This window comes from Streptomyces sp. NPDC127114 (genome assembly GCF_042677525.1).
GTDB lineage: Bacteria > Actinomycetota > Actinomycetes > Streptomycetales > Streptomycetaceae > Streptomyces.
This window is the reverse complement of the sequence record NZ_JBHXTJ010000001.1, coordinates 350,004-376,187: the sequence shown is the minus strand read 5'-3', so window position 1 is coordinate 376,187 and position 26,184 is coordinate 350,004. Positions and strand designations below refer to the sequence as shown.

The window sequence follows — 26,184 nt, the reverse complement described above, 5'->3', positions numbered from 1 at the left end:
GGTTTTCCTCCGGTGACACGGTCTCAGCGGGAACGGGGGCGCAGGATCGCGGTCGCGAGCACTGCGGGGGCGGTGACCAGCAGGGTCGTGGTGAGCACGTTCGGGGAGCTCTTGGGCTTGACCCGGGTCGTGCGCCGGTAGTGCGGCAGGGCGACCGGGGCCGTGGGCCGGGCGCGCGGGGCGGGCGCCGGGGACGGCCTCCGTGGCTCCGGCTCCGGCTCGGGCGGAACCGGCGCGGGGATCGGCCGCACGGGCTCCGGCGCCGGGGCGGGCCGGGGCGGGGGAGTGGTCCGCACGGGCGGCGGAGGCTCCGGAGGCTTCGGCTTCGGCGGGGGCTTCGGGGTCGGTTCCGGCTGCGGCTCGGGCGGCTTGGACGGGTGCGGGGGATGGGGCGGGTGCGTGGGGTGCGGGGGATGGGTGGGGTGCGGGGGGTGCGTCGGGAAGCAGCGGCCCGAGCCCGCGACCGCCACTCCGCTCGACCCGCCGGGGCCGGTCGACGCCCAGGCGCAGGCGTCGGCGGCCACGGGCGCCGCCGGGGCGGCGAGCAGCCACACCAGCGCCCCGGTCGCCAGCGGGCGCGCCAGTCGCTTCCGGTAGCGGGAGAACCCGTGCTGAGGCAGGAGAGACACGCCGAGCAGCATGATCACGCGGGTGGCCCGGACGGGCCGGAACGGCCCCCGATTCCCCGGATGGAGCGGATCTGGGCGTGCAGTGGTTTGACGTTTCCGCCGACTCTGTCGTCTCACGCGTGGCCCAACGCGCCAAGGCCCCCGTCGTTGCGGGGGATTCACGAGGAATGGCCGGAATAAAGGATTCCGCCGAGCCGTGGGCCGGACCGGACGGGGCGAACTGGCCGGTAGTCGCCGTCCGTTCGGTACGGTTCTCCCCATCCTCCGGCCTCCGGGCTGCGTCGGAAGCGCCGTACGGGCAGCGCACGGCCATATGCACGTGAATTTGCACGACCTGAAGGCGTGAAGTCTTCGTTACCCGCAGCACGTGCCAATGGCGTGTGACCAAGAACGGATCGCGAATTTCCGTTTCTGCTCGCTCTCTCGGCGGGCGATCAGTAGCCTCAGCTCGAACGTAGGCCGCGAACACATGGCCGCATCCCGTGGCGACTTGTTGGAGACTTTGATGGAGCGTCCCGCCTGGGCCCCGCCGGGTATCGATATTTCGGTGCCGAGCGTGTCCCGTATGTACGACTTCTATCTGGGCGGCTCGCACAATTTCGAAGTGGACCGGGAAGCGGCCCGCAAGGCCATGGAGTTCCTGCCGGGGCTCCCCAAGATCATGCAGGCGAACCGTGCCTTCATGCGCCGGGCCGTCCGGCACGCCGTGGACGAGGGCATCACCCAGTTCCTCGACATCGGCTCCGGCATACCCACGTTCGGCAACGTGCACGAGGTCGCCCAGGCCGCCAGCGCCGAGGCCCGGGTCGTCTACGTCGACCACGACCCGGTCGCCGTCGCCCACAGCCGCGCCGTGCTCGAGGGCGACGACCGCTCGGCCGTGGTCGCCGCCGACCTGCGCAAGCCCCGCGAGATCCTGCACAGCCGTGAGGTGGCCGAACTGCTGGACCTGGACCGGCCGGTGGCCCTGCTGCTCGTCGCCGTGCTCCACTTCCTGGAGGACGCGGACGAGCCGCACGCCGCCGTCGCCGAGCTCCTGGACGGGCTGGCGCCCGGCAGCCTCGTCGTCCTCACCCACGCCTCCTACGAGGGCATCCCGGTGCCCGAGGAGCGGGCGGGCGGCGCCGTCGGCGTCTACCGCGACATCCGCAACCCGCTCGTGATGCGCTCACGTGAGGAGATCACGCGCTTCCTCGACGGGACCGAGATCGTCGAACCGGGCGTCGTGCCGATGCCGCTGTGGCGGCCCGACAGCCTGGACGAGGAGGAGGATCCCTACTCCTTCTCCGGGTTCGCAGGGGTGGGGCGCAAGGCGTGAAGGTGCCGTCCCAGCCTGCCGGTTCCGTCGCCGACGCGGACGGACCGGAGGACAGACTCAGGCGGTTCGTGACCATCTGGAGCCGCGCCGTGTTCCCGGTCACCGCCACCTCGATGACCCGTCAGGAGTTCGAGCGGCACCTGCTGCCGCCCGCCCGGGAGCTGTGCGACGCGCTGCACGCCCGGCCCTTCGACACGACTCCCGGGCACCGTGTCGGCCAGGCCCTGGTGGCCGCCCACTGCACCGACCCGGACGCGCTCTCCCGCAGCCTCGGCGTCGTCGACGCGTATCTGGTGCTGTACTGCGGCGACGAGCGGGAAACCGACGCCGAGGAGCTGCGGGCCCGCTGCTCCCGGCTCCAGCACGCCATGGCCGCCGGCTTCGCCCAGGCACTGCGCGAACGCACCCTCGTCGAGCAGGAGTCCATCGCGCACTCGGCGCTGTCCGCGCGCAGCGCCGCCGAACTCGCCCTGCACGCCACCGAGAGCCGCTTCCGGGCGGTCTTCGACGGCGCCGCGATCGGCATCGGCATCGCCGACCTCGACGGCAACGTCCTGGAGGTCAACGAGACCCTCACCCGGATGTTCGGCGGCCTGGAGCAGACCGTCACCAGCAGGAACATCCTCGAGTGGGCCCACCCCGAGGACGGCCCGCACGTCTGGCGGCTGTACGACGAGCTGGTGCGCGGCGAGCGCGATTCGTACCGCGTCGAGAAGCCGTACTACCGCGGTGATGGCACCGTCCTGTGGACCAACCTCACCGTCTCGCTGCTGCGCGACGCCGCCGGCGCCCCGCAGTACCAGCTGGCGCTCATGGAGGACACCACCGAGCGGCGGCTGCTCAACCTGCGGCTGCGGTACGAGGCCACCCACGACGCCCTCACCGGGCTGCCCAACCGGACCCTGTTCTTCGAGCGCCTGGAGAAGACCCTGTCGCCGGGCGGCGAGAGCCGCTTCGGACTCGCCTACCTCGACCTCGACGGCTTCAAGGTCATCAACGACAGCCTCGGTCACTCCACCGGCGACCGGCTGCTCGTCGAGGTCGCGGACCGGCTGCAGAGCTGCGTCACCGCACCCGGCGAAATGGTCGCCCGGCTCGGCGGCGACGAGTTCGTCGCCCTCACCACCGGGCCCGGCAGCGAACGGCAGGTCGCCGAGCTCGCCGACCGGATGCTCGCCGCCCTCGCCACCCCGATCAGCATCGACGGCCGCGAACTGACCGTACGCGGCAGCGTCGGCGTGGTGGAGGGACCGGCCGGCGAGCGCACCCCGGCCGAGGTGCTGCGCAGCGCCGACATCACCATGTACCGGGCCAAGTCGGCCGGCGGCAACCGCTTCGAGTACGCGGACGAGGAGGCCGACGCGCGGGCCATCACGCGGCACGGGCTGACCACCGCGCTGCCCGCCGCCCTGGAGCGCGGCGAGTTCTTCATCGAGTACCAGCCGCTGGTGCACCTCGGTGACGGCAGCGTGCACGGCGCCGAGGCGCTCGTCCGCTGGTGCCACCCGCAGCACGGCGTGCTCGGCCCCGACCGGTTCATCCCGCTCGCGGAGAACACCGGTCTGATCGTGCCGCTGGGCCGCTGGGTGCTCCAGGAGGCCGTGCGCCAGGCCCGCTTCTGGCAGGACGAGGCGCCCGGCGGCCACCCCGCCACGGGGCCGCTGCGGATCAACGTCAACCTCTCGCCGACCCAGCTGCACCACCCCGGCCTGGTCGCCGAGACGGTCGACGTCCTGGAGCGCTCCGGCCTCGAACCCGGCGCGCTGTGCCTGGAGGTGACGGAGTCGGCACTGATCGGCGCGGACGACGACCTGCTCAAGCCGCTGCGGCAGCTCGCCGAGATGGGCGTGGACATCGCGCTCGACGACTTCGGCACCGGCTACTCCAACCTGGCCAACCTGCGCCGGCTCCCGGTGAGCGTCCTCAAGCTGGACCGTTCCTTCACCCAGGGCATGCAGCAGCACCCGGTGGACCCGGTCGACATCAAGATCGTCGAAGGGATCGTGCAGCTCGCCCACAGCCTGGAGCTGGCCGTCACCGTCGAGGGCGTGGAGACCGGCGCCCAGGCCCGGCAGCTGCGCGAACTCGGCTGCGACACCGCCCAGGGCTGGTACTACGCCCGCCCCGGGGCCCCGGACCGGATCCGTTCGCTGGTCCTGGCGGACGCGGTGTAGGCAGGACTCAGGCCGTGGCGGAGCCCGGCCGGGGCGTCGCCTTCACGGCGGCGCCCCTCCGCGAGGCCATGAGGAGCTTCTGGAGCTCGCGGGCCGCCCGCGGCGGCGCCACGTCGCTGCGGTGGGCCAGCGCGATCGTGCGGCGCAGGCCGGGCCGCGCCAGGGCCGTGACCCGCAGGTCGCGGCCCGCCCGGGCGGCCACCATCGCCGGGACCACGGCGAGGCCGAGCCCGGCCCGTACGAAACCGAGGACGGCGTCCAGCTCGCCGCCCTCGACCGTGAACGAGGGCTCGAAGCCCTCGGCCCGGCAGGCCGCCACGGTCAGCTCCCGCAGGTCGTAGCCGTGCCGGAACATCACGAGCGGCTGGTCGCGCAGGTCCGCGATGCGCACCGGCCGGCGCGGCGCGGGCGCCGAGGCCGAGGACACCACCACCAGGTCCTCGGTCAGCAGCTCCACCGTCGTCAGGGCCGGCGAGGGCGTCGGCAGCGGCAGCACCACCAGCGCCAGGTCCAGCGCACCGCGGGCCAGCTCCCGCACCAGGTCGTGCGAGCCGCCCTCCTCGATGAGGAGACTGATCCCCGGGTGCAGGTCGTGGAAGGCGCGCAGCACGTCCGGCAGCAGACCGGTGCACAGACTGGGCGTCGCCCCGAGCCGCACCCGGCCCCGCCTGAGCTGCACCAGCTCCTGCACCTCGTGCCGGGCGGTGTCGGTGTCGGCGAGGATCCGGCGGGCCAGCGGCAGCAGGGCCTCGCCCGCGTCGGTGAGGGCGATGTTGCCCCGGGCCCGGCTGAACAGCTCCGCGCCCAGCTCCTGCTCCAGCGCCTTGATCTGCTGCGAGAGCGAGGGCTGCGAGACGTGCACGCGCTCGGCGGCCCGGGTGAAGTGGCGGGTCTCGGCGACGGCGACGAAATAGAGGAGCTGCTGGAACTGCATGGGCCCAGCCTACCCCGCTCCATAGGGCACGCCTATGGAGATCAGCCAAACCATGTCTTGGACCACTCGGGCCCTTCGCCCCTACCGTCGCTCACATGGCTCTGGCAACCAAGTCCGGACGGACCACCGCCCGGCACCCCGCCGCCGCGCCCACCCGCGGCTTCTGGGCGTCGACCATCGGCAAGAAGACCGTGATGGCCGCGAGCGGCCTGATCATGCTCGCCTACCTCGTCGCCCACGTCACGGGGAACCTGAAGGTCTTCTTCGGCCCCGAGGAGTTCAACGGCTACGGCCACTGGCTGCGCGTCATGGGCGCCCCCGTCCTGCACCACCAGTGGGGGCTGTGGATCGCCCGCGTCGTGCTGCTCACCGCCGTCGTCGCGCACGCCGTCTCCGCGTACCAGCTCAGCAGGCGCGACATCAAGGCCCGCCCCACCGCGTACGTCCACCGCCGCAAGGGCTCCTCCTACGCGACCCGCACCATGCGCTGGGGCGGTGTCATCCTCGGCCTGTTCATCGTCTGGCACGTCCTCGACCTGACCACCGGCACCGTCCACCCCGGCGGCTTCGAGGAGGGCAGGCCGTACCAGAACGTCATCGACACCTTCTCCACCTGGTACGGCAACGTCGTCTACATCGTCGCCATGCTCGCCGTGGGCCTCCACGTCCGGCACGGGTTCTGGAGCGCCGCCCAGACCCTCGGCGTCGGCAACGCCCGGCGCGAACGCGCCCTCAGATTCCTGGCCAACGCCCTCGCGCTCGTCCTGACCGCGGGCTTCATCGCCGTACCCGTCGGCGTCATGACCGGAGTGGTGAGCTGACATGACCTCCCTCGACTACCGCGTGGGCGAGCCGATCGCCGACACCAAGGCCCCCGAAGGGCCGATCGCCGAACGCTGGGACACCCGCCGCTTCAAGGCGAAGCTGGTCAACCCCGCCAACCGCCGCGGCCACCGCGTCATCGTCGTGGGCACCGGCCTCGCCGGCGGCTCCGCCGGCGCCACCCTCGCCGAACAGGGCTACCAGGTCGCCCAGTTCTGCTTCCAGGACTCGCCGCGCCGCGCCCACTCCATCGCCGCCCAGGGCGGCATCAACGCCGCCAAGAACTACCGCAACGACGGCGACTCCGTCCACCGGCTGTTCTACGACACCGTCAAGGGCGGCGACTTCCGCGCCCGCGAGTCCAACGTCCACCGGCTCGCCCAGATCTCCGTCGAGATCATCGACCAGTGCGTCGCCCAGGGCGTGCCCTTCGCCCGCGAGTACGGCGGCCTCCTCGACACCCGCTCCTTCGGCGGCGTCCAGGTCTCCCGCACCTTCTACGCCCGCGGCCAGACGGGCCAGCAGCTGCTGCTCGGCGCCTACCAGGCGCTGTCCCGGCAGATCGCCGCCGGCAACGTCGAGATGCACCCGCGCACCGAGATGCTCGACCTCGTCGTGGTCGACGGCCGGGCCCGCGGCATCGTCGCCCGCGACCTCGTCACCGGGCGGATCTCCACCCACTACGCCGACGCGGTCGTCCTCGCCACCGGCGGCTACGGCAACGTCTTCTACCTGTCCACCAACGCCATGAACTCCAACGCCACCGCCGTGTGGCGGGCCCACCGGCGCGGCGCGTACTTCGCCAACCCCTGCTTCACCCAGATCCACCCCACCTGCATCCCGCGCACCGGCGACCACCAGTCCAAGCTCACGCTGATGAGCGAGTCGCTGCGCAACGACGGCCGCATCTGGGTCCCCAGGGCCCAGGGCGACACCCGCCCCGCCAACGAGATCCCCGAGGACGAGCGCGACTACTACCTGGAGCGCATCTACCCCTCCTTCGGCAACCTCGTCCCCCGCGACATCGCCTCCCGCGCCGCCAAGAACGTCTGCGACGAGGGCAGGGGAGTGGGCCCGGGCGGCCAGGGGGTCTACCTCGACTTCGCCGACGCCATCCGGCGCATGGGCCGGGCCAAGGTCGAGGAGAAGTACGGCAACCTCTTCGACATGTACGAGCGGATCACCGCCGAGAACCCGTACGAGGTCCCGATGCGGATCTACCCCGCCGTGCACTACACGATGGGCGGACTCTGGGTCGACTACGACCTCCAGACCACCGTCCCCGGGCTCTTCGCCATCGGCGAGGCCAACTTCTCCGACCACGGCGCCAACCGCCTCGGCGCCTCCGCCCTCATGCAGGGCCTCGCCGACGGCTACTTCGTGCTCCCGGCCACCATCAACGACTACCTGGCCCGCCACCCGCACGGCGAACCCGTCACCGACGACCACCCCGCCGTACGGGAGGTCCTCGCCGAGACCGAGGACCGGCTCCACCTCCTCCTCGCGGTCGACGGCGACCGCACGCCCGACTCCTTCCACCGTGAACTCGGCGAGGTCATGTGGGAGTTCTGCGGCATGGCCCGCACCGAGGCCGGACTGCGCAAGGCACTGCGCCGCATCCCGGAGATCCGCGAGGAGTTCTGGCGCCGCATCAAGGTGCCCGGCACCGGCGAGGAGTTCAACCAGTCCCTGGAGAAGGCCAACCGGATCGTCGACTACCTGGAGCTCGCCGAGCTCATGTGCCTCGACGCCCTCCACCGCGAGGAGTCCTGCGGCGGCCACTTCCGCGAGGAGTCCCAGACCCCGGACGGCGAGGCCGCCCGGCGAGACGAGGAGTTCTCGTACGTCGCCGCCTGGGAGTTCGGCGGGACGGACACCCCCGTCCTCCACAAGGAAGCCCTGACCTTCGAGTACGTCCACCCCACCCAGCGGAGCTACGCATGAGGCTCAACCTGCGCGTCTGGCGCCAGAAGAACGGCGATGCCGAGGGCGCCATGGCCACCTACGAGGTCGACGGCATCTCGCCCGACATGTCCTTCCTGGAGATGCTGGACACCCTCAACGAAGAGCTCATCCTGCGCGGCGAGGACCCCGTCGCCTTCGACCACGACTGCCGCGAGGGCATCTGCGGCGCGTGCAGTCTCGTCATCAACGGCGACGCCCACGGCCCCGAACGGACCACCAGCTGCCAGCTGCACATGCGGTCCTTCCGCGACGGCGACACCATCGACGTCGAACCCTGGCGGGCCGCCGCCTTCCCGGTCGTCAAGGACCTGGTCGTCGACCGGTCGGCCTTCGACCGGATCATCCAGGCCGGCGGCTACGTGAGCGTCCCCACCGGCTCCGCGCCCGAGGCGCACGCCACCCCGGTCCCCAAGGCCGACGCCGACTCCGCCTTCGAGCACGCCGAGTGCATCGGCTGCGGCGCCTGCGTCGCCGCCTGCCCCAACGGCTCGGCGATGCTGTTCACCTCCGCCAAGGTCAACCACCTCGGCGTGCTGCCGCAGGGCGCCCCCGAGCGCGAGACCCGCGTCCTCGACATGGTGGCGCAGATGGACGCCGAGGGCTTCGGCGGCTGCACCCTCACCGGAGAGTGCGCCACCGCCTGCCCCAAGGGCATCCCGCTGCCGTCGATCGCGGCCATGAACAAGGAGTGGCTGCGGGCCCGGCGCAAGGCGGGCCGCTCCTAGGCCGACCCTCCGCGCTCCACCCGCGTGGCGTGCGCAGGGAAGGGCGTCGAGAATGAGAATGCGGGTACCCGAGCGGGATGTGGAAGGGGTTCAGGTGATCACGTATGTGTCGATGGCTCGCGTACTGGGGAACGCCCGTGCTGCTCGACACCATCCTGTACAAACCGACCCACTCCCTGATCGACCAGAGCCTGCACTCCAAGCTGGGGGTCGAGACCACCAACGGTGACGGGTTCGGCGTCGGCTGGTACTCACAGCACAACGACACCCCGGCCCTCCTCAGGGACGTCGGGCCCGCCTGGAACAACCGCAACCTGCGAGAGCTCGCGGACCACGTCCAGTCGTCGCTGTTCTTCGCCCACATCCGGGCCTCGACCGGGACGGCGGTGCAGCAGTCGAACTGCCACCCGTTCCGGCACGGACGGTGGATGTTCATGCACAACGGCGCCATCACGGACTTCCCCCTCCTGCGCCGGGACCTCACACTCCTCGTCGATCCCCGGCTCTACCCGTACATCGAGGGCACGACGGACTCCGAGGTGATGTTCTACCTGGCGCTCACCTTCGGCCTCGACCAGGACCCGCCCGCCGCCGTCGCCCGGATGGCGGGAGTCGTGGAGCGCGTCGGCCACGAGCACGGTGTGGAGTTCCCCCTCCAGATGACGCTCGCCGTCACCGACGGCGCGCGCGTCTGGGCCTTCCGCTACTCCAGCGCGAGAGCCTCCCGCTCGCTCTTCTACAGCAACCGGGTGGAGGCGCTGCGCCGGCTCCACCCCGATGTCGCCTTCCTGCGGGAGCTGTCGGAGGAGAGCCGCCTCATCGTCTCCGAACCCCTCGGCGATCTCCCCGGCGCCTGGAAGGAGGTACCGGAGAGCAGCTACGGGGTCGTCCAGCCCGGCCTCGACGAACTGCACCGGTTCGCCCCGGCGGCGGTCTGACGAGCGGCTGCCCCTTAGGCCGCGGCCCCGGCCGCGCGCCGGATCGCGTCGAGCGTCCGCCGCACGTCGTCGTCGGTCGTCGACCAGTTGCTCACCGAGATGCGCATGACCCGCCGGCCGTGCCAGGTGGAGCCGCTGATCCACGCCGTGCCGTCGTCGAGCAGCCGCGCGAGCACCCGGTCCGTGCGGTCGTCACCGCCGAACGCGGCGCAGACCTGGGTGAACACGACGTCGTTCAGCACGGTCGCACCGTCCACACCGGCGATGCCGGTGGCGAACGCGGCGGCATGGCGGCACAGCCGCTCGACGAGGTCCGCCACCCCCGACCGGCCGAGGGACCTGAGCGCCGCCCAGACGGTGAACGCCCGGCCGCGCCGGGAGAGCTCGGGAACCTTGTCGATGGGGTCGCCGTGTTCGTGCTGGAGGAGATAGTCGCCCCGTTCGCCCATCGCCGCCCGGACCGCGGACGGATCACGCACGATCGCGAGTCCGCAGTCGTAGGGGACGTTCAGGGTCTTGTGGGCGTCCGTCGCCCAGGAGTCGGCGTCCGCACACCCCGCCGTCAGATGGGCGTACCGCGGTGAGGCGGCCGCCCACAGCCCGAAGGCGCCGTCGACGTGCACCCACGCGTCCGTCTCGCGCGCGGCCCGGACGGTCTCGGCGAACGGATCGAACGCGCCGGAATGGACGTCGCCGGCCTGGAGGACCACGATCGTGGGACGCCGCCCGCCGGCCCTCAGCGCGTCGCGCAGCGCCTCGGCCTCGACCCGCCCCTGGTCGTCCGCCCTCACCAGCTCGGGGCGCCCGAGTCCGAGATAGCGCAGAGCCAGGTCGACAGCCATGTGCCGCGACTCTCCCGCCACGACGCGAACGGCAGGGCCGCCGTGGAGGCCGTCGCGGGCGACGTCCCAGCCGGCGTCCCGCAGCACCGCGTCACGGCCGGCGGCGAGACACGTGAAGTTCGCCATCGTCGCGCCCGTGGTGAAACCGACGGAGCTGCCGCCCGGCAGACCGAGCAGATCGAGCAGCCACGCCCCGGCGATCTCCTCCGCCGCGGTGTAGGCGGGGGAGACGGTGCGCATCACGCAGTTCTGGTCCCAGGCGCTGACCAGCCAGTCGGCGGCCAGCGCGGCCGGTTCGGTGCCGCCGACCACGAAGCCGTAGAAGCGGCCGCCGGGGAAGGCGGTGAGCCCCGGCTCGCAGGCCGTGGCCATCAGGTCGACGACGTCGGCGGGACTTCCGGGGCCGTCGGGGAGGTCCGGGCCGAGGGCGCGCACGACCTCGTCGACGTCGGCGCGGGCCGGGACCCGGCGGTCGGGCAGACTCGCCAGCCACCGGACAGCATGGTCGTACGCCTGTCGGAGCGCAGCCTCACGCGCGTCCATACCTCGGACTATGAAACCGATGACGCCGCCGCGCAAGCCGCGGCTCCCGCCTCCCAGGGGCAGGGGTCAGGCGCCCACCGCCCGCAGGGTGCCGGGGCGGCGGCCGACCAGCCGGTCGAGGGCCGCGGAGCTCGCCTCGTCCGCCGGCAGGTGCACGAGCACGTGCTGGGCGTCGGTCTCCGCCAGTTCGAGCACCTCGTACGCGAGCCGCAGCTCGCCGGCCTCCGGGTGCACCACCCGCTCGGTCCCCGAGCGGGTGCGCAGCAGGCCGCCCGCGGCCAGCCGGTCCGAGAACGGCGCGCCCGCCGTGACGGTCAGCTCCCGGGCCAGGTCCGCCGTGTACGGATCGCCCAGGGACACGCCGTACGCCATCGCGGCCACCAGCTGGTCGGCGACCACGTCCCAGTCCGGGTACGCCTCCCGGGCCCGCGGATCGGTGAAGACGAAGCGCAGCAGGCTCGGCGGATCGCCGTCCAGGATCCCCAGCGGGCCCGCGAGCCGCTCGTAGCCCTCGGTGTACGCGACGATCTCGCCCAGCATGTTCACCACCGCCGCCGGGGTCGAGCCGAGCCGGTCCAGCAGCGCCCGCACCGTGGGCCGCACCTCACGGGAGGGAGGCGGCGCCGCCTGGCACATGTGCCCGTGCCCCTGGAGCTTCGAGAGCCGACGCAGATGCACCCGGGCGTCGAGCGGCAGTTTCAGCGCGTCGCTGAGCGCGCCGAGGACCTGCGCCGACGGGTTGCGGTCCCGGCCCTGCTCCAGGCGGGCCAGGTACTCCACGCTGATGCCGGCGAGCATCGCCAGCTCCGCCCGGCGGAGCCCCGGGGTGCGCCGTCGCGGCCCCGCCGGAAGCCCGACCTCCGCGGGTGACAGTGCCTCGCGGCGGGCGCGCAGGAACGCCCCGATCTCGTTGTCGCTCATCCCCCGATCGTACGAGCGGACCGGCCGCGGAGGGTGGCCCTGTCACTACCAGGCTCCGCCACTACCCGCATGGGCGCGGCCTTCCTCGCGGTGCGGCGGGCGGTGATCGTGGAGCCATGAGCACTGAGACGCAGAACACCGCTCCCACCACCCTTCCGCTGATCCCGGGCCGCTGGCCGTTCGACCCGCAGCACTCCTCCGTCGGATTCACCATCCGCCACCTCGGCATCTCCAAGGTCCGCGGCCGCTTCGACGAGTTCACCGCCGAACTCGTCGTCGGCGAGACCCTGGAGGCCTCGTCCGTCACCGCGACCGTGCGGCTCGCCTCGATCGACACGGGCAACGCCGACCGCGACGCCCATGTCCGCGCCCCCGACCTGCTCGACGTGGAGAAGCGGCCCACGATGACCTTCCGGTCGACCCGGATCGCCGGGGCGGGCGAGGACTGGACCCTGGAGGGCGAGCTCACCATCGGCGACGTGACCCGGCCCATCACCTTCGACGTCGAGTTCGGCGGCGTCGTGGACGTGCCGGTGGACGGCAGCCGGCACGCGGGCTTCGACGCGACCGGGGAGTTCCGGCGCAGCGACTTCGGGCTCGGCTTCGCGCCCGGGATCCTCGGCGACGTGATCAAGGTGGGTCTGGAGCTCCAGTTCGTCGAGCCCAGGTAGTCATCGGCACGGGGTGGTTCACGCCTGGAGCCGGGCCGCGAGGAAGCGCGCGGTCCGGCTCTCCGCCGCCCGGGCCACCTCCGCCGGCGTCCCCTCGGCCACGATCCGGCCGCCCTCGTCACCACCGCCCGGCCCCAGGTCGAGAACCCGGTCGGCGGTCGCCACCACGTCCATGTCGTGCTCGACCACCACCACGGTGTGCCCGCCGTCCACCAGGCCGTGCAGCTGGCGCATCAGCACCTCCACGTCGGCCGGGTGCAGCCCCGTCGTCGGCTCGTCCAGCACGTACAGGGTGTGCGCGCGGCGCGGCCGCTGCAGCTCGGCGGCCAGCTTGATGCGCTGCGCCTCGCCGCCGGACAGCTCCGTCGCCGGCTGACCGAGCCGCAGATACCCCAGACCGACGTCGAGCAGCGTGCGCAGCGCGCGCGCCGCCGCCGGGGTCCCGGCGAAGAACTCCGCGGCCGCCTCCACCGTCAGGTCGAGCACCTCCGCGATCGTCCGTCCCCGCAGCCGCACCTCCAGCGTCTCCGGGTTGTAGCGGGCCCCGTGACAGTCCGGGCAGGGCGCGTACGTGCTCGGCAGGAACAGCAGCTCCACGGAGACGAAGCCCTCGCCCTGGCAGGTCTCGCAGCGCCCGCCCGTCACGTTGAACGAGAACCGTCCCGCCCTGTAGCCGCGCTCCCGCGCCTGCTCCGTCTCCGTGAACAGCCTGCGCACGACGTCGAAGAGCCCGGTGTACGTGGCCAGGTTGGAGCGCGGAGTGCGGCCGATCGGCTTCTGGTCGACCGTCACCACCCGGGACACGTCCGGGCTTTCCTCCGCGGCCTCGGTGAGCGCGCCCACCAGGGTCGACTTGCCCGAGCCCGACACGCCCGTGACCGCCGTGAGCACGCCCAGCGGGAATTCGGCCGCCAGGCCGCGCAGGTTGTGCCGGGTCACCGGTCCGACCCGCAGCCGCCCGGAGGTCGTGCGCACCGCACGCTCCGGCACCGGCGCCCGGTCGAAGAGGAAACGCCGGGTCGCCGAGCCGGCCACCTCCGCGAGCGCCTCGGGCGGGCCGCTGTGCAGCACCCGGCCGCCGTGCTCACCGGCCCGCGGGCCCACGTCCACCAGCCAGTCGGCGTGCCGCACCACGTCCAGGTGGTGCTCGACCACGAACACGGTGTTGCCCGCCGCCTTCAGCCGGTCGAGGACCACGAGCAGCGCCTCCGTGTCCGCCGGGTGCAGTCCCGCCGACGGCTCGTCGAGCACGTACACGACACCGAACAGTCCGGAACGCAGCTGGGTGGCGAGCCGCAGCCGCTGCAGCTCCCCGTTCGACAGCGTCGGCGTCGCCCGGTCCAGACTGAGATAGCCGAGACCCAGCTCCGTGACGGTCGCGATCCGCGCCACCAGGTCCGCGGTGAGCACCCGGGCCGTCTCCGATCCGTCGTGCGCCGTCAGCGCCTTCGCCAGGCCGGTCAGCGGCAGCGCCGCCATCTCCGCGATCGTGCGGCCCGCGAACGTCACCGCCAGCGCCTCCGGCCGCAGCCTGCTGCCCCCGCACACCGGGCACGGCGAGCTCGTCAGGAAGCGCTCGGCCTTCGCCCGCAGGGTCGCGCTCTTCGAGTCGGAGAAGGTGTGCAGCACATAGCGCCCGGCGCTCATGTACGTCCCCTGATAAGGACGTTGGATGCGGTCCGCCTCGCGGACCGGATGGACCGTGACGACCGGCTGCTCGTCCGTGAACAGGATCCACTCGCGGTCCTTCGCGTCGAGCTCCCGCCACGGCCGGTCCACGTCGTACCCGAGCGCGTCGAGCACGTCCCGCAGGTTCTTGCCCTGCCACGCGCCCGGCCAGGCAGCGATCGCCCCCTCCCGGATCGACAATCCCGGGTCGGGCACGAGCAGTTCCTCGCTCGTCCCGTGCACCCGGCCCAGACCGTGGCAGGACGGGCAGGCCCCGGCCGCGGTGTTGGGCGAGAAGGCGTCGGAGTCGAGGCGCTCCGCTCCCGGCGGATAGTCGCCCGCCCGGGAGAACAGCATCCGCAGCGAGTTGGACAGCGTGGTCACCGTGCCCACCGAGGAGCGCGTGTTCGGCGCCGCCCGCCGCTGCTCCAGGGACACCGCGGGCGGCAGACCGGTGATCTCGCCGACCTTCGGCGCGCCCACCTGGTGGATCAGCCGACGCGCGTACGGCGCCACCGACTCGAAGTAGCGGCGCTGCGCCTCCGCGTAGATCGTGCCGAACGCCAGCGACGACTTGCCCGAGCCGGACACGCCGGTGAACACGGTCAGCGCGTCCCGGGGAATGTCGACGTCCACGGCCCGCAGATTGTGCTCACGGGCGCCCCGCACCCGCACGAACGGGTCGTGCGGTGCGGCGGGGCCAGGGGGGAAGAGGTCGGTACCGGTGTCGCGCATCCGCTGATTCTAGGCCCGGCTTGCCGCGTTTGCCCTGGTCAGGCCCGCCGGGCGGACGAGCGGCCGACAGCGGCCGGCGCGCGCGGCGGAAGCCTGAGGGAAGGAACGGCCGCCTACGCTGGGGGAGTGATCCGAAACCCCGGGCCCGTGGCCGTCTTCGACCTCGACAACACCCTCGCCTCGACCGCGCACCGCCAGCACTTCCTGGAGCGCCGCCCGCGCGACTGGGACGGCTTCTTCGCCGCCGCGCCCGAGGACCCGCCGCTCGCGGAGGGCGTCGAGCTGTGCCTCCGTACCGCGCAGGAGCGTGACGTCGTCTACCTCACCGGGCGGCCCGAGCGCTGCCGCCGGGACACCCTCGACTGGCTCGCCGCGCACGGGCTTCCGGAGGGACCCGTGCACATGCGGCGCCACCGGGACTTCCGCCCGGCCCGGCAGACCAAGGTCGACGTGCTGCGGCGCCTGGAGCGCGAGCGCGGGGTGCACGTCCTCGTGGACGACGACGAGATGGTCTGCGACGCCGCCGAGGCGGCGGGCTTCACCGTGGTGCGGGCCCGCTGGGCGACGGCGTCGGAGGCGCTGAAGGACGCCCAGGAGAGGGAAGGCCGGACCTGAGCGGGCGCCGCGGTGGACGTACCCGGGACGCCGTCAGGCGCCGTCCTCCAGGCGGAAGCCCACCTTGAGGCCCACCTGGTAGTGCTCGATCGAGCCGTCGACGAGATGGCCGCGCACCTCCGTGACCTCGAACCAGTCGAGGCCGCGCAGCGTCTGCGAGGCCCGTTCGATGCCGTTGCGGATGGCCTGGTCGACGCCCTCGGTGGACGTGCCGACGATCTCGGTGACGCGGTAGGTGTGGTTCGACATGGGAGCCGGACTCCTCTCGGTGCCCTCGGTGGGTTCTCTCCACCGTGCCCCACCCGGCCGGGGTCCGCGACACGTCCGCCGCCGGCCGGCCGGGTGCGGGGCGGCGCGAGGACGAGGTCGTCAAGGACTTGACCGTGCGCATTGGTCCAGACCAGAATCCAGGCCACACACCCGCGCGAACCTTCCGTTCGGTCCCCCCACACGTCGGGTCGGCAGCCCTCCCCGCAGAAGGTGACCTACGTGAAGAACCGCCGTCTCGTCTGTCCACTGGCAGTCGTCTCCGCCCTCGCCCTCGCCGGCTGCGGGCTCCTTCCGGGCGGCGGGAGCAAGACCCGCACGGTCAACGTGTGGCTGATGCGCGACAGCGTCAGCGACGACTTCCTCCGGAAGTTCACCGCATCCTTCGAGGCCGAGCACGACGGCGTCGAACTGAACGTCACGATCCAGGACTGGACCGGCATCGGGAAGAAGGTCACCGAGGCCATCGAGGGCCCCGGCGGCCCCGACGTCATCGAGGTCGGCAACACCCAGGTCGCCCAGTACGCCGAGACCGACAAGCTCTACGACCTCACCCTGGAGTCCGTCCGCGACCTCGGCAGCGAGGACTGGCTCCCCGGCCTCGCCGAACCGGGCAGCATCGACGGCGCCCAGTACGGCATCCCGTGGTACGCGGCCAGCCGCATCGTCATCTACAACAAGGACCTCTTCGCCGAGGCCGGCGTCAAGCCGCCGAAGAGCCGCGACGAGTGGCTCGACGACACCGAGAAGCTCAACGACGACGGACACCAGGGCATCTACCTCGCCGGACAGGACTGGTACACGCTCTCCGGCTTCATCTGGGAGGAGGGCGGCGACCTCGCCGTCGACAAGGGCGGCGTGTGGGCCGGCGCGCTCGACAGCCCGGCCGCCCTGCGCGGCATGGACGTCTACAAGCGGCTCCAGGCCCTCGGCAAGGGCCCCAAGAACGCCGACGAACAGAACCCGCCGCAGGCCGAGGTGTTCGCCGGAGGCGACGTCGCCCAGATCATCGCCCCGCCCAGCGTCGTCCCGGCCATCCTCAAGGCCAACCCGGCGCTCAAGGACAAGCTGGGCTACTTCCCCATACCCGGCAGGAAGGCCGGCCGGCCCTGCGTCGTCTTCACCGGCGGTTCCGACCTCATCATCCCGGAGAACGCGCCCGAACGCGCCGCCGCCCTCGACGTGGTCAAGGCCCTCGCGGGCGAGAAGTGGCAGGGCGAACTCGCCCGCGCCATGAACTACGTGCCCAACAAGACCTCCCTCGCCTCCGTCGTGGCCGGCCAGGAGGCCACCGCCACCATGGCGGCCGCCGCCGCCCGCGGCCGGGCCACGCCCAACTCGCCCCAGTGGGCCGACGTCGAGGCCGACAACCCCATCAAGCCGTACATGACGGCCGTGCTCTCCGGCGAGGACCCGCGGCAGGCCGCCCGGGACGCCTCCGAGGAGATCACCGACACCCTCGCCGAGTAGGGCCGCCCACCATTCAGCCCCTCCACACCAACCGGCCCCCGGCCGGTCACGTCGAATCCAGCCGGTCACGGAAGAAACGAGGAGCCGGGCCACCGCTCGCACGGCCCGGCTCCGACCGTCCCCTTCCGAACCGCCGGAGGAGCCCGACATGGCCGCCGTCCCCCTCGTCCAGCCCGTCGCCGAACCGTCGGCCGGGTCCCTCACCGCCGTCCCCGCCCAGCCGGCGACCGGCGGCGAGCCGCAGCCCCGTTACGTCGTGGGCCTGGCCCGCGACCAGGAGGACGTCCGGGCCGCGCAGCGGCTGCGCCACCTGGTGTTCGCCGGCGAGATGGGCGCCCGCCTCGACGGGCCCGAACCCGGCCTGGACAGCGACGCCTTCGACGCGTACTGCGACCACCTCCTCGTACGCCAGGAGGACACCGGCGAGGTCGTCGGCACCTACCGGGTGCTGCCGCCCGAGCGGGCCGCCGTCGCAGGGCGGCTCTACTCCGAGACCGAGTTCGACCTCGGCCGGCTCGACCCGATCCGCCACGACCTCGTCGAGGTCGGCCGCTCCTGCGTCCACCCCGCCCACCGCAACGGCGCCGTCATCGCCCTCGTCTGGGCCGGTCTCGCCCGCTACATGACCCGCACCGGACACAACTGGCTGGCCGGCTGCTGCTCCGTGCCGCTCGCCGACGGCGGCTCCCTCGCCGCCGCCACCTGGGACACCGTCAAGGCCAAGCACCTCGCCCCCGAGGAGTACTGGGTCACCCCGCACCGACTCTGGACCCCCGAGGGCGTCACCCCGGCCGCGGGCACGGGCAGCCGCGCGGAACTGCCGCCGCTGCTCCGCGGCTACCTCCGCCTCGGCGCCTGGGTGTGCGGCGCCCCGGCCCACGACCCCGACTTCGGCGTGGCCGACCTCTACGTACTGCTCTCGCTGCGCCGCACCAACCCGCGCTACCTGCGCCACTTCCTCTCGCTCGCCCCGGCCCGGTGAACACCCCGGCCGTCTCGCCGTGGCTGCCCACGGCACCCTGCACACCCGGCCGGTGCGCCGCCCACCCCGGTGCCGCCGCCCCGCGCGGCGGCACCGCGGCCGGTGTGCTCCGGCTGACCGCCGGGCTCGCCGCCGTCCTCCTCGGGGTGCTGCTCTCCCCGCTCGCGGCCCCGCTGCCCGCCGCCGGGCGGCTTCTCCTCGTCCGCCTCTGGTGCCGGGCCGTGCTGCGCGGCTTCGGGGTACGGATCCGGGTGACCGGCCGGCCGGTGCCGGGCCCCGGCCCGCTGCTCGTGGTCGCCAACCACATCTCATGGCTGGACATCCCGCTCGTCGCGGCCGTCCTGCCGGGCCGGATGCTCGCCAAGCGCGAGGTGCGCGGCTGGCCCGTGCTCGGCCCGCTCGCCGCCCTCGGCGGCACCGTCTTCATCGACCGCGACCGGATCAGGAGCCTGCCCGCGACCGTGGCCGGCATGGCCGCCGTCCTCACCGCCGGCGGCCGGGTGACCGTGTTCCCGGAGGGCTCCACCTGGTGTGGGCGGGCCCGCGGAGTCTTCCGCCCGGCCGCCTTCCAGGCCGCGCTCGACGGCGGAGCCCGCGTCCAGCCGGTACGGATCGACTACCGGCCGGTCGGCCCCGCCGGTTTCGTCGGCGCGGACACCCTCGGGGCCTCGCTGTGGCGGATCGCCACGACACCCGGCCTCGTCGCCGAACTCCGGGTCCTCGACCCGCTGCCGACGGCACCCGGCACTGACCGGCGCTCCCTCGCCCGTACCGCCGAGGCGGCCGTCGCCCTGACCACCACGACCGCGCGCGGACTCCCCGGCGTCCCCGCTCAGCCCACCGCGCCCGGCGCCCGGTCCGCCGTCGCCAGCGACAGCGCGAACCGGCCCTTCTCGTCCGTCCACCAGTGCGACAGCGTGAAACCAGCCTCCGCCAGCTCCGCCCGTACGCCCTCCTGACGGAACTTCGCCGACACCTCCGTCCGCAGCTCCTCGCCCTCCTCGAACGGCACCACCAGATCGAGCTCCGGGATCTTCACCACCAGCGCGTGCCGCGCCCGCAGCCGCATCTCGATCCACTCGTGTTCCCGGTCCCACAGCGCCACGTGCTCGAAGTCGTCCGGATCGGCGTCGGCACCCAGCTCACGGTCGACGACCGCCAGCACGTTCTTGTTGAACGCGGCGGTCACCCCGGCCGCGTCGTCGTACGCGGCCACCAGCGTGCCCTCGTCCTTCACCAGGTCCGTGCCGAGCAGCAGGGCGTCACCCCTCGCCAGCATCCGGCGCACCGCCCCGAGGAACACCCGGCGCTCCTGCGGCAGCAGATTGCCGATGGTGCCGCCCAGGAACGCCACCAGTCGCGGACCCGCCGTCGGCGGCAGCTCCAGACCGTGGGTGAAGTCGGCGACCAGCGCGTGCACCCGCAGCCCCGGCCGCTCGGCCAGCAGCGCGTCGCCCGCGCCCTTCAGCGCCGACTCGCTCACGTCGACCGGCACGTAGACCTCGAGACCCGGCAGCAGCGCGTCGAGCAGGTGCCGGGTCTTCTCCGAGGAGCCCGACCCCAGCTCCACCAGGGTCCGCGCCCCGGTCGCCGCCGCGATCTCCCCGGCCCGGGCGATCAGGATCTCCCGCTCCGCCCGGGTCGGGTAGTACTCCGGCAGCCGGGTGATCTCCTCGAAGAGATCGCTGCCGCGCGCGTCGTAGAACCACTTCGGCGGCAGCTCCTTCGGCGTGCGGGTGAGGCCGTGGAGCACGTCGGCGCGCAGCGCGGCGTCCATGGCGTCCTCGGCGAGGGTACGGGTCAGCTGGAACGGGCTCACGGGGAGAGCTCCTCGATCGGAGTGAGGGCGACGCCGTCGCGGGAGGCGGTGAGGACCGTGCGGTCCGGCACCTCCGTCCAGCCCGGATCGCCGTCGTACGGTTCGGAGGCCACGGCCGTCCGGCCGTGCCCGGTCAGGTACCAGAGCGAATTCCCCCACGTGGTGGCGGCCACCGTCGTGCCGTCGGTGACCATCAGGTTGAGGCGCGCGCCGGGCGCCGCCCGGTCCACCTCCCGCACGGTGCCGGCGAGCGCGGGACCGGGTGCCGTTCCCGCGCGCAGCCGGTGCAGGGCGAGCGCCCACACCAGCGCCGAGTCGGTGCGCGCCTCCATGGCGAGCAGTTCGGCTGCCGGCAGGGTCGCCGCCAGCGGGACGAGCGAGCCGGGCCAGCCCGGCACGGCGCCGTTGTGGCTGAACAGCCAGCGGTCGGCCGCGAACGGCGCCGCCGCGGCCTCCCGGTCCGCCCCCGGCACGGTGGCGCCGCGCACGGCGGCGAGCAGCGCCCCCGCCCGCACCACGCGGGCGAGGTCGGCGAAGGAGAGGTCGCCCCAGATCGGCGCCGCCCGCCGGTAGCGGGCGGGCACCGGATCGCCCTCCGCGTACCAGCCGACGCCGAACCCGTCGGCGTTGACCACTCCGCTGCTCTGCGTACGCGGCGCCCAGGACTGCCGCTCCAGGGAGTGCGGCGGACGAAGCAGCAGCTCGCCCAGCGCCACCGGCGGCCCCACGTAGGCGAGATGACGGCACATCAGGCGGGCTCCGCGTCGCGTGCGGTGCGGAAACCGGAGAAGATCTGCCGGCGCACCGGCAGGTCCCAGTTGCGGAAGGTGCCCCGGCAGGCCACCGGGTCGACGGCGAACGAACCACCGCGCAGCACCTTGTGCTCGGGTCCGAAGAAGACCTCCGAGTACTCCTTGTACGGGAAGGCGCGGAAGCCCGGGTACGGCAGGAAGTCGCTCGCCGTCCACTCCCACACGTCACCGATCAGCTGGCGCACGCCCAGCGGCGAGGCACCCTCCGGAAAGCTCCCGGCCGGCGCCGGCCCCAGGTGCCGCTGCCCCAGGTTCGCGTGCTCGGGCCGGGGCTCGTCGTCGCCCCACGGATAGCGGCGCGACCGGCCGGTCGCCGGGTCGTGACGGGCGGCCTTCTCCCACTCCGCCTCGGTGGGCAGCCGGCGCCCGGCCCAGCGGGCGTAGGCGTCCGCCTCGTACCAGCTGACGTGCAGCACCGGCTCGTCCTCGGCGACCGGCACGGTCACGCCGAAGCGCCGACGCAGCCACTGGCCGCCCTCGTGCCGCCAGAACAGCGGTGCCTCGATGCCGTGTTCACGGATCTGCGCCCAGCCCTCCGGCCGCCACCAGCGCTCGTCGTGGTAGCCGCCGTCCGCCATGAAGGCCTGGTAGGCGCCGTTGGTGACCGGCGCGGTGTCGATGAGGAAGGACCGCACGATCCGGGTGTGCGCGGGCCGCTCGTTGTCGAGCGCCCACGGCTCGTCCGAGGTGCCCATGGTGAACGGGCCACCCGGCACGAGCACTTCGGTCGCCTCCGGTGGATCCGGCACGGTCGCGGGCGGCCCGGGAGCGAAGAGCGCGGGAGGGCCCTTGCGGAGCTGATGGGTGATCAGCATGGTCTCGTCGTGCTGCTGCTCGTGCTGGGCGATCATCCCGAACGCGAAGGCCGCGTCGACCAGCGGCCGGCCCTCCAGCCGGGTCGAGTCCAGCACTCCCAGGACCCGGTCCCGGACGTCCGCCGCGTACGCCCGCGCCTCCGCGGGAGCCAGGAGCGGCAGCGAGGGCCGGCTCGCGCGCGGGTGCTCGAAGGCGTCGTACATCGAGTCGATCTCGGGCCGCAGCGCCTCACGGCCGGCGACCGCCCGCCACAGCCACTGCTCCTCCTGGTTGCCGATGTGCGCCAGGTCCCACACCAGCGGGGACATCAACGGCGAGTGCTGGGCGGTGAGTTCGGCGTCCTCCACGCAGGAGGTGAGCAGCGCCGTCCGTGCCCGCGCCGTGCTCAGCGCCGCCACCGCCCGCCGCCGCAGCGCCGTCTCGTCCAGCCCGGTCATGACGCCACCTCGAGGAGCTCGTCGGCCGGACAGCCGCCCGGCACCACGTACCGTCCGTGGAACGCGGCCACCGCGCCCACCACCGCCGGCGTCGCCCCCGTCCTGGGCAGCGCCTCCAGGGCGGCCTCGAACACGGTCAGCGCCGTCGCGTGCAGCAGCGGGTCGGTCAGACCGTCCCTGGCCGCCGTCCGCCACAGCGGATTGCGCGGGGCGGGGCCGTGACCGGCGAGCGGCGCCAGCGGCAGCACCGCCCGGTACGCCGCCTCGGCGGCCGCGGGGTCCTCGAAGAGGGCGGTGGTGACCGCGATCGGCACCATCCAGCCGTCGGTGCCCGGCTGCGCGTCGATCATCCTCAGCTCCAGATGCCCGCGCGGCCGCACCGGCGGGAAAAGGGTGGTCAGGTGGTACCGCAGGTCGTCCGCGTCCGCCCGGCGCGGCGCCCCCGTCCGCAGCCACTCCCGGAACGACAGGCCTTCCGGCACCGCCCACGGCCCCTGCGGAGTCCGTACGCACATGACCGGGGTGTCCAGGACGTGCGCCGCCCACTCGGCGCGCGGCTCCCCGTCCGGCGGCGGGGCGAGCGCCCGCGTCGGGTCGAGGTCCGTCCACAGCGCCTGCCGGGTCGACCGCCAGCCGGTCCGCCGCCCGCCGTGCACGGGCGAGTTGGCGAAGGCCGCGACGAGCACCGCGCCGAGCAGGTGGGCGAGCCGCCAGCGCCTGCGGTAGCCGAGCGGCCCGTCGTCGTCGAGGCCGGCGTCGAGACAGATCTGCACGGAGGCCGACTCGCACATCATGGCCCGTCCGGACGGCCCGGTCCTGCCGAGCGCGCGCTCCATGGCGTCGTAGCGCGGTTCGTGCAGCACCCGGGCGCGGGGCGCGAGCCACGGGTCGACGCCGTAGCCGCTGAGGCCGAGTCCGAGCGGGGCGAGCGCCTCCCGCACCGCCCGCAGGTCGGCGGCGAGCGAGTCCAGGCACTCCATGAGGGAGGCGGCGGGCTGCGAGCTGAGCTCCAGCTGCCCACCGGGTTCGAAGGTGAGGGCCGCCACCAGCGGCAGGGCCCGTACGGTGTCGATCGCCGCGGCCAGCCGGCGCGGCGGAACGGGAAGACGGGGGTCACGCAGTTCGTGGACGAGCCATTCCAGCTCGGCCCCGACCGTGCGCGGCGGGCCCGTCTTGAAACAGATGCATCGCAGCAGGTCCTCGGCATCCTCCTCGGTCAGAGGAGGACCGCCCCGGGGTATGCCGCCCGACGACGGAGTCGTCATCGCTCCACCTCCTGGGTAAGCGCTGCTTCCACCTAAAGCCACCCGGCACGGGCGTGCAAGAGCGCCTTTCGCGGCACGGCGGCGGGCCGGCTCGCCGCCCCCGGCCCCGTTCCGCGCCTAATTCCGTTGCCGCCCGCGGAGCGGGTCGATCATGCTTTCGGGTCATGAGCGCACGACTGCGGGCCCTCGCCCGTGAGAACGAGCGGATCGTCGCCGAGGGCCGCTACACGGCGCCCGACGGACGGACCGTCCCCCTCGCCGAGCAGCTGACCGCCGCCTGCGACGGCACCCGTCTGTACGGCCCCGAGCCCGTCCCGGTCACTCCCGACCGCGACCGTACGACCACGATCCGCGTCACCGGTGAGAGCAGCCTCGCCGCGGCCCGGCGGATGCTCCACGAGGACGCCTTCGCGCCCGTGGCCGTCCTCAACTTCGCGTCCGCCCGTAACCCGGGCGGCGGCTACCTGAACGGCGCCCAGGCGCAGGAGGAGGCCCTGTGCCGTTCCTCCGCCCTGTACGACACGCTGCTGCGGGCACCCGCGTACTACGAGCACCACCGGGGCGACCGGGACGTCTTCTACACCGACCGGGTGATCCACTCGCCCGCCGTCCCCGTGTTCCGCGACGACCGCGGCACGCTGCTCGACGAGCCCTTCGCCGTCGGCTTCCTCACCTCGCCCGCACCCAACGCCGGAGTGATCCGGCAGCGCACGCCCGAGCTCGCCGACCGCGTCCCCGCGGCCCTCGCCTCCCGCGCCGAGCGGGTCCTCGAGACCGCCGCCGCGAACGGCTACCGCCGGCTCGTCCTCGGCGCCTGGGGCTGCGGTGTCTTCCGGAACGACCCGGCCGTGGTCGCGGGCGCGTTCAAGGCCCTGCTCACCGGCGACGGCCGGTTCGCCGGCCACTTCGACGAGATCGTCTTCGGCGTCCTCGACCGCACCCGCGACCGGGCGACGCTCGGCGCCTTCCGCCGGGTCTTCGGCCAGGAGGACCAGGGGCATGGAGGCCGGACGGCCTGACATGCGGCGTCCATGCCCCCGTGCGAGCCTGGAACGAGATTCCAAGACGGGAGGCATGATCGTGGGCAAGAAACAGACCCGGGTCAACAAGGGCGCCCGTACCGGCGGCCACGAGCACCGCGCCGCCGCCACGACGGCCAAGGAGACCCCGCGCTCGGCCGTGTCGGAGGGGCCCCGCCCGGCCATCGACGTCCCCGCCCACCGCAAGGAACGGAAGTTCGGGCACAACTGAGACAACCCCCGGGGCGGGCGCACGCCATGGGGACGGCACAGGGATGATGGACCCTCCTCGTTCACGCTCGTCCCAGGGGGGAACATGCGTCACACCCGTATCTCCGGTCCCAGTGCCGCCCTTGCCGCCGGTCTGCTCGCCGCGCTCACCGCCTGTTCCTCGGCGCCGGAGCAGGACCGGACGCACGCGCCGGAGCCCCGGCCCGCGACCACCGCGCCGGGCACACCCACCGCGCCCGTGCGCGTGGAGGACGGGTTCATGCCGGACCTCCGCGGCGGCACCGTCGCCGGGGCGTACGGTCAGCTCTCCGGCTCGATGCGCTTCGAGGACGCCTCCGGGCAGGGCCGGACCGTGCCCACCACCAGCGAGGACTGGAAGGTCTGCACCCAGGACCCGGCGCCCGGCGCCAGGGTCGAAGGGCGGACCATGGTGATCGGCGCGGTGAAGAAGGACGAGAACTGCTGACCGTACACCGGACGTCGTGTACGAACGAGGGCCCGGCGCGAAGGTGGTCAGCCGGCAGAGCTCTCGTCGACGAGTGAGGCGAGGCCGTCGAGGAGGCGCTGGAGGCCGAACTCGAAGAGGGCGTCGAGGTCGAGGTCGTAACCGGCCCTGGCGAGGTGGGAGAGCGCGGGGAACCGGCCGCCGGCCAGGATGGCCTGCAGCGCGGGCTCCTGGGTGTCCATCCACTCCTCGCTGTCGAGGCCGCTGTGCGCCTCGGCCTCCCGCTCCGTCTCCAGGTTGACGGCGATGCCGCGGGCGTAGTTGAGCAGCATGAGGTGCGCGGTGAAGGCGGACTGCAGGTCGAGTCCGTGGGCGTGCAGAGTGGCAAGCATCCACTCGCTGTACGGCAGCGCCGAGATGATCATCTGAGGGCGGGTCACCGACAGGGCCGGTGCGAGCCACGGGTGCCGGCGGAACAGGTCCCAGAGCTGCCGGGCCGCCAACTCGATCGCCTCGCGCCAGCCCGCCGGCGGGTCGGCGGGCAGCGGGTGCTCCGCGATGACCGTGTCCATCATCCGCGTCAGCAGGTCGTCCTTGTCGGCCACGTGCCGGTACAGCGACATGGCCGCCACCCCTAGCTCGGCGGCCACCCGGCGCATCGAGACCGCGGCCAGCCCTTCCGTGTCGGCGACCGTGACGGCGGCACCGACGATGCGTCCGAGCGTGAGCGCCGTCTGGCCCGACGGCGCATCGGACGGTCCGCCCGGGCGGGCGGCGGCAGCGGGTCGGGCGGCCCGCACCGGGCGGCTCGGGGCCGCCACGACCGTTCCGACGCCGGGGACGGCGCGGACCATGCCCTCGTGGCGCAGTTCGGTGAGCACCTTGGTCGCGGTCGCCATGGCGACGCCCCACTGCTTGGTGATCTCGCGGGTCGAGGGCACGCGATCGCCCGGCGCCAGTTGGCCCGTCTCGATCCGTTGCCGCAGTTCGCCGACGATCTGGCTGTAACGCGGTACCGCCTGCCCGCCCACTGACACCCTCCGCACTAGTGCACCTGGATGGGTGCAATCCTAGCCGCCGACGCCGGACGATCCGTGTGTACGGGCACTTCCCGCACCTAT

24 protein-coding genes and 1 pseudogene are annotated in these 26,184 nt (G+C 73.2%); 14 read left to right on the top strand and 11 right to left on the bottom strand.

Features of this window, described 5'->3' with window-relative positions; translation table 11 throughout:
• Positions 1–23: 23 nt before the first annotated feature.
• On the bottom strand, positions 24–629 hold the full coding sequence (locus ACFVGS_RS01665) for a hypothetical protein (RefSeq protein ID WP_385689291.1): 606 nt from the start codon (positions 627–629) through the stop codon (positions 24–26).
• Positions 630–1,134: 505 nt separating this feature from the next.
• Between ACFVGS_RS01665 and ACFVGS_RS01660 the strand changes: the two genes are divergently transcribed.
• Positions 1,135–1,947, top strand: a complete 813-nt coding sequence (locus tag ACFVGS_RS01660; RefSeq protein ID WP_384409603.1) for an SAM-dependent methyltransferase — start codon at positions 1,135–1,137, stop codon at positions 1,945–1,947.
• Positions 1,944–4,121 carry a putative bifunctional diguanylate cyclase/phosphodiesterase gene (locus ACFVGS_RS01655; protein WP_385689288.1) on the top strand — a complete coding sequence of 726 codons (2,178 nt, stop codon included), beginning with the start codon at positions 1,944–1,946 and terminating at the stop codon, positions 4,119–4,121. The genes ACFVGS_RS01660 and ACFVGS_RS01655 overlap by 4 nt, the downstream gene beginning before the upstream one ends.
• 7 nt (positions 4,122–4,128) lie before the next feature.
• Here ACFVGS_RS01655 and ACFVGS_RS01650 read toward each other — a convergent pair whose 3' ends face one another.
• Positions 4,129–5,055: a LysR family transcriptional regulator gene (locus tag ACFVGS_RS01650; RefSeq protein ID WP_385689285.1), complete on the bottom strand. Its 927-nt coding sequence runs from the start codon at positions 5,053–5,055 to the stop codon at positions 4,129–4,131.
• Positions 5,056–5,150: 95 nt separating this feature from the next.
• Between ACFVGS_RS01650 and ACFVGS_RS01645 the strand changes: the two genes are divergently transcribed.
• From ACFVGS_RS01645 to ACFVGS_RS01630, 4 genes are all read left to right on the top strand, one after another.
• On the top strand, positions 5,151–5,876 hold the full coding sequence (locus ACFVGS_RS01645) for a succinate dehydrogenase (RefSeq protein WP_384409597.1): 726 nt from the start codon (positions 5,151–5,153) through the stop codon (positions 5,874–5,876).
• A gap of 1 nt (position 5,877) precedes the next feature.
• The gene (locus ACFVGS_RS01640; RefSeq protein ID WP_385689282.1) at positions 5,878–7,821 is read left to right on the top strand and encodes a fumarate reductase/succinate dehydrogenase flavoprotein subunit; all 1,944 of its coding nucleotides are present in this window, start codon (positions 5,878–5,880) and stop codon (positions 7,819–7,821) included.
• Positions 7,818–8,567: a succinate dehydrogenase/fumarate reductase iron-sulfur subunit gene (locus tag ACFVGS_RS01635; protein WP_385689279.1), complete on the top strand. Its 750-nt coding sequence runs from the start codon at positions 7,818–7,820 to the stop codon at positions 8,565–8,567. Before ACFVGS_RS01640 ends, ACFVGS_RS01635 begins: the two co-directional genes overlap by 4 nt.
• Positions 8,568–8,671: 104 nt before the next feature.
• Positions 8,672–9,505 (top strand): class II glutamine amidotransferase, encoded by an 834-nt coding sequence (locus tag ACFVGS_RS01630; RefSeq protein WP_385689276.1) that lies wholly within the window; start codon positions 8,672–8,674, stop codon positions 9,503–9,505.
• A gap of 14 nt (positions 9,506–9,519) precedes the next feature.
• Here the strand turns inward: ACFVGS_RS01630 and ACFVGS_RS01625 are convergent, their stop codons facing one another.
• Positions 9,520–10,890 carry a pyridoxal phosphate-dependent decarboxylase family protein gene (locus ACFVGS_RS01625; RefSeq protein WP_385689273.1) on the bottom strand — a complete coding sequence of 457 codons (1,371 nt, stop codon included), beginning with the start codon at positions 10,888–10,890 and terminating at the stop codon, positions 9,520–9,522.
• A 66-nt stretch (positions 10,891–10,956) separates the two neighbouring features.
• Positions 10,957–11,811, bottom strand: a complete 855-nt coding sequence (locus ACFVGS_RS01620) for a helix-turn-helix domain-containing protein (protein ID WP_384409588.1) — start codon at positions 11,809–11,811, stop codon at positions 10,957–10,959.
• Between the two features lie 116 nt (positions 11,812–11,927).
• Between ACFVGS_RS01620 and ACFVGS_RS01615 the strand changes: the two genes are divergently transcribed.
• Entirely contained in the window at positions 11,928–12,482 is a 555-nt protein-coding gene (locus ACFVGS_RS01615) for a YceI family protein (protein ID WP_385689269.1), read from the top strand.
• 18 nt (positions 12,483–12,500) lie between these two features.
• Here the strand turns inward: ACFVGS_RS01615 and ACFVGS_RS01610 are convergent, their stop codons facing one another.
• Complete coding sequence (locus tag ACFVGS_RS01610) at positions 12,501–14,885, bottom strand: ATP-binding cassette domain-containing protein (protein WP_385689267.1); 2,385 nt, start codon at positions 14,883–14,885, stop codon at positions 12,501–12,503.
• A gap of 126 nt (positions 14,886–15,011) precedes the next feature.
• On the opposite strand from ACFVGS_RS01610, the gene ACFVGS_RS01605 reads away from it, so the two are divergent.
• Complete coding sequence (locus ACFVGS_RS01605) at positions 15,012–15,500, top strand: hypothetical protein (RefSeq protein WP_385689264.1); 489 nt, start codon at positions 15,012–15,014, stop codon at positions 15,498–15,500.
• A 33-nt stretch (positions 15,501–15,533) separates the two neighbouring features.
• On the opposite strand, the gene ACFVGS_RS01600 is transcribed toward ACFVGS_RS01605, so the two are convergent.
• Positions 15,534–15,749, bottom strand: a complete 216-nt coding sequence (locus tag ACFVGS_RS01600; protein WP_385689262.1) for a dodecin — start codon at positions 15,747–15,749, stop codon at positions 15,534–15,536.
• 240 nt (positions 15,750–15,989) lie between these two features.
• On the opposite strand from ACFVGS_RS01600, the gene ACFVGS_RS01595 reads away from it, so the two are divergent.
• The 3 genes and pseudogenes from ACFVGS_RS01595 to ACFVGS_RS01585 form a co-directional block, all read left to right on the top strand.
• Entirely contained in the window at positions 15,990–17,237 is a 1,248-nt protein-coding gene (locus tag ACFVGS_RS01595) for an extracellular solute-binding protein (RefSeq protein ID WP_385689259.1), read from the top strand.
• 148 nt (positions 17,238–17,385) lie between these two features.
• Positions 17,386–18,219 carry a GNAT family N-acetyltransferase gene (locus ACFVGS_RS01590; RefSeq protein WP_385689257.1) on the top strand — a complete coding sequence of 278 codons (834 nt, stop codon included), beginning with the start codon at positions 17,386–17,388 and terminating at the stop codon, positions 18,217–18,219.
• Positions 18,216–18,821, top strand: a pseudogene (locus ACFVGS_RS01585) (lysophospholipid acyltransferase family protein); the annotation flags it as partial. The gene ACFVGS_RS01590 and the pseudogene ACFVGS_RS01585, both read left to right, overlap by 4 nt.
• Positions 18,822–19,051: 230 nt before the next feature.
• Here the strand turns inward: ACFVGS_RS01585 and egtD are convergent.
• Genes egtD through egtA form a run of 4 tightly spaced genes read right to left on the bottom strand, consistent with a single transcriptional unit; the run spans position 19,052 to position 23,368 of the window.
• Positions 19,052–20,038, bottom strand: a complete 987-nt coding sequence (egtD, locus tag ACFVGS_RS01580; RefSeq protein WP_384409576.1) for an L-histidine N(alpha)-methyltransferase — start codon at positions 20,036–20,038, stop codon at positions 19,052–19,054.
• Complete coding sequence (gene egtC, locus ACFVGS_RS01575; protein ID WP_385689254.1) at positions 20,035–20,787, bottom strand: ergothioneine biosynthesis protein EgtC; 753 nt, start codon at positions 20,785–20,787, stop codon at positions 20,035–20,037. Before egtC ends, egtD begins: the two co-directional genes overlap by 4 nt.
• Positions 20,787–22,103 (bottom strand): ergothioneine biosynthesis protein EgtB, encoded by a 1,317-nt coding sequence (egtB, locus tag ACFVGS_RS01570; protein ID WP_385689251.1) that lies wholly within the window; start codon positions 22,101–22,103, stop codon positions 20,787–20,789. The genes egtC and egtB overlap by 1 nt, the downstream gene beginning before the upstream one ends.
• The gene (gene egtA / locus ACFVGS_RS01565; RefSeq protein ID WP_384409570.1) at positions 22,100–23,368 is read right to left on the bottom strand and encodes an ergothioneine biosynthesis glutamate--cysteine ligase EgtA; all 1,269 of its coding nucleotides are present in this window, start codon (positions 23,366–23,368) and stop codon (positions 22,100–22,102) included. Before egtA ends, egtB begins: the two co-directional genes overlap by 4 nt.
• Before the next feature lie 164 nt (positions 23,369–23,532).
• Between egtA and ACFVGS_RS01560 the strand changes: the two genes are divergently transcribed.
• The 3 genes from ACFVGS_RS01560 (at position 23,533) to ACFVGS_RS01550 (ending at position 25,084) form a co-directional block, all read left to right on the top strand.
• Entirely contained in the window at positions 23,533–24,387 is an 855-nt protein-coding gene (locus ACFVGS_RS01560; RefSeq protein ID WP_385689249.1) for a TIGR02452 family protein, read from the top strand.
• 61 nt (positions 24,388–24,448) lie between these two features.
• Complete coding sequence (locus ACFVGS_RS01555; protein WP_384409622.1) at positions 24,449–24,619, top strand: hypothetical protein; 171 nt, start codon at positions 24,449–24,451, stop codon at positions 24,617–24,619.
• An 84-nt stretch (positions 24,620–24,703) separates the two neighbouring features.
• Positions 24,704–25,084, top strand: coding sequence for a hypothetical protein (locus tag ACFVGS_RS01550; RefSeq protein WP_384409566.1), 381 nt, complete (start codon positions 24,704–24,706; stop codon positions 25,082–25,084).
• Between the two features lie 47 nt (positions 25,085–25,131).
• Here the strand turns inward: ACFVGS_RS01550 and ACFVGS_RS01545 are convergent, their stop codons facing one another.
• Positions 25,132–26,094 carry a TetR/AcrR family transcriptional regulator C-terminal domain-containing protein gene (locus ACFVGS_RS01545; protein WP_384409564.1) on the bottom strand — a complete coding sequence of 321 codons (963 nt, stop codon included), beginning with the start codon at positions 26,092–26,094 and terminating at the stop codon, positions 25,132–25,134.
• Between the last annotated feature and the right edge of the window lie 90 nt (positions 26,095–26,184).

Coding starts and splice junctions, on each gene's coding strand:
- egtA (WP_384409570.1), bottom strand. CDS start 23,368: ATGACGACTCCGTCGTCGGGCGGCATACCCCGGGGCGGTCCTCCTCTG.
- ACFVGS_RS01640 (WP_385689282.1), top strand. CDS start 5,878: ATGACCTCCCTCGACTACCGCGTGGGCGAGCCGATCGCCGACACCAAG.
- ACFVGS_RS01645 (WP_384409597.1), top strand. CDS start 5,151: ATGGCTCTGGCAACCAAGTCCGGACGGACCACCGCCCGGCACCCCGCC.
- ACFVGS_RS01660 (WP_384409603.1), top strand. CDS start 1,135: ATGGAGCGTCCCGCCTGGGCCCCGCCGGGTATCGATATTTCGGTGCCG.
- ACFVGS_RS01620 (WP_384409588.1), bottom strand. CDS start 11,811: ATGAGCGACAACGAGATCGGGGCGTTCCTGCGCGCCCGCCGCGAGGCA.
- ACFVGS_RS01615 (WP_385689269.1), top strand. CDS start 11,928: ATGAGCACTGAGACGCAGAACACCGCTCCCACCACCCTTCCGCTGATC.
- ACFVGS_RS01590 (WP_385689257.1), top strand. CDS start 17,386: ATGGCCGCCGTCCCCCTCGTCCAGCCCGTCGCCGAACCGTCGGCCGGG.
- ACFVGS_RS01625 (WP_385689273.1), bottom strand. CDS start 10,890: ATGGACGCGCGTGAGGCTGCGCTCCGACAGGCGTACGACCATGCTGTC.
- egtC (WP_385689254.1), bottom strand. CDS start 20,787: ATGTGCCGTCATCTCGCCTACGTGGGGCCGCCGGTGGCGCTGGGCGAG.
- egtB (WP_385689251.1), bottom strand. CDS start 22,103: ATGACCGGGCTGGACGAGACGGCGCTGCGGCGGCGGGCGGTGGCGGCG.
- ACFVGS_RS01550 (WP_384409566.1), top strand. CDS start 24,704: ATGCGTCACACCCGTATCTCCGGTCCCAGTGCCGCCCTTGCCGCCGGT.
- ACFVGS_RS01600 (WP_385689262.1), bottom strand. CDS start 15,749: ATGTCGAACCACACCTACCGCGTCACCGAGATCGTCGGCACGTCCACC.
- ACFVGS_RS01610 (WP_385689267.1), bottom strand. CDS start 14,885: ATGCGCGACACCGGTACCGACCTCTTCCCCCCTGGCCCCGCCGCACCG.
- ACFVGS_RS01560 (WP_385689249.1), top strand. CDS start 23,533: ATGAGCGCACGACTGCGGGCCCTCGCCCGTGAGAACGAGCGGATCGTC.
- ACFVGS_RS01635 (WP_385689279.1), top strand. CDS start 7,818: ATGAGGCTCAACCTGCGCGTCTGGCGCCAGAAGAACGGCGATGCCGAG.
- ACFVGS_RS01630 (WP_385689276.1), top strand. CDS start 8,672: ATGTGTCGATGGCTCGCGTACTGGGGAACGCCCGTGCTGCTCGACACC.
- ACFVGS_RS01650 (WP_385689285.1), bottom strand. CDS start 5,055: ATGCAGTTCCAGCAGCTCCTCTATTTCGTCGCCGTCGCCGAGACCCGC.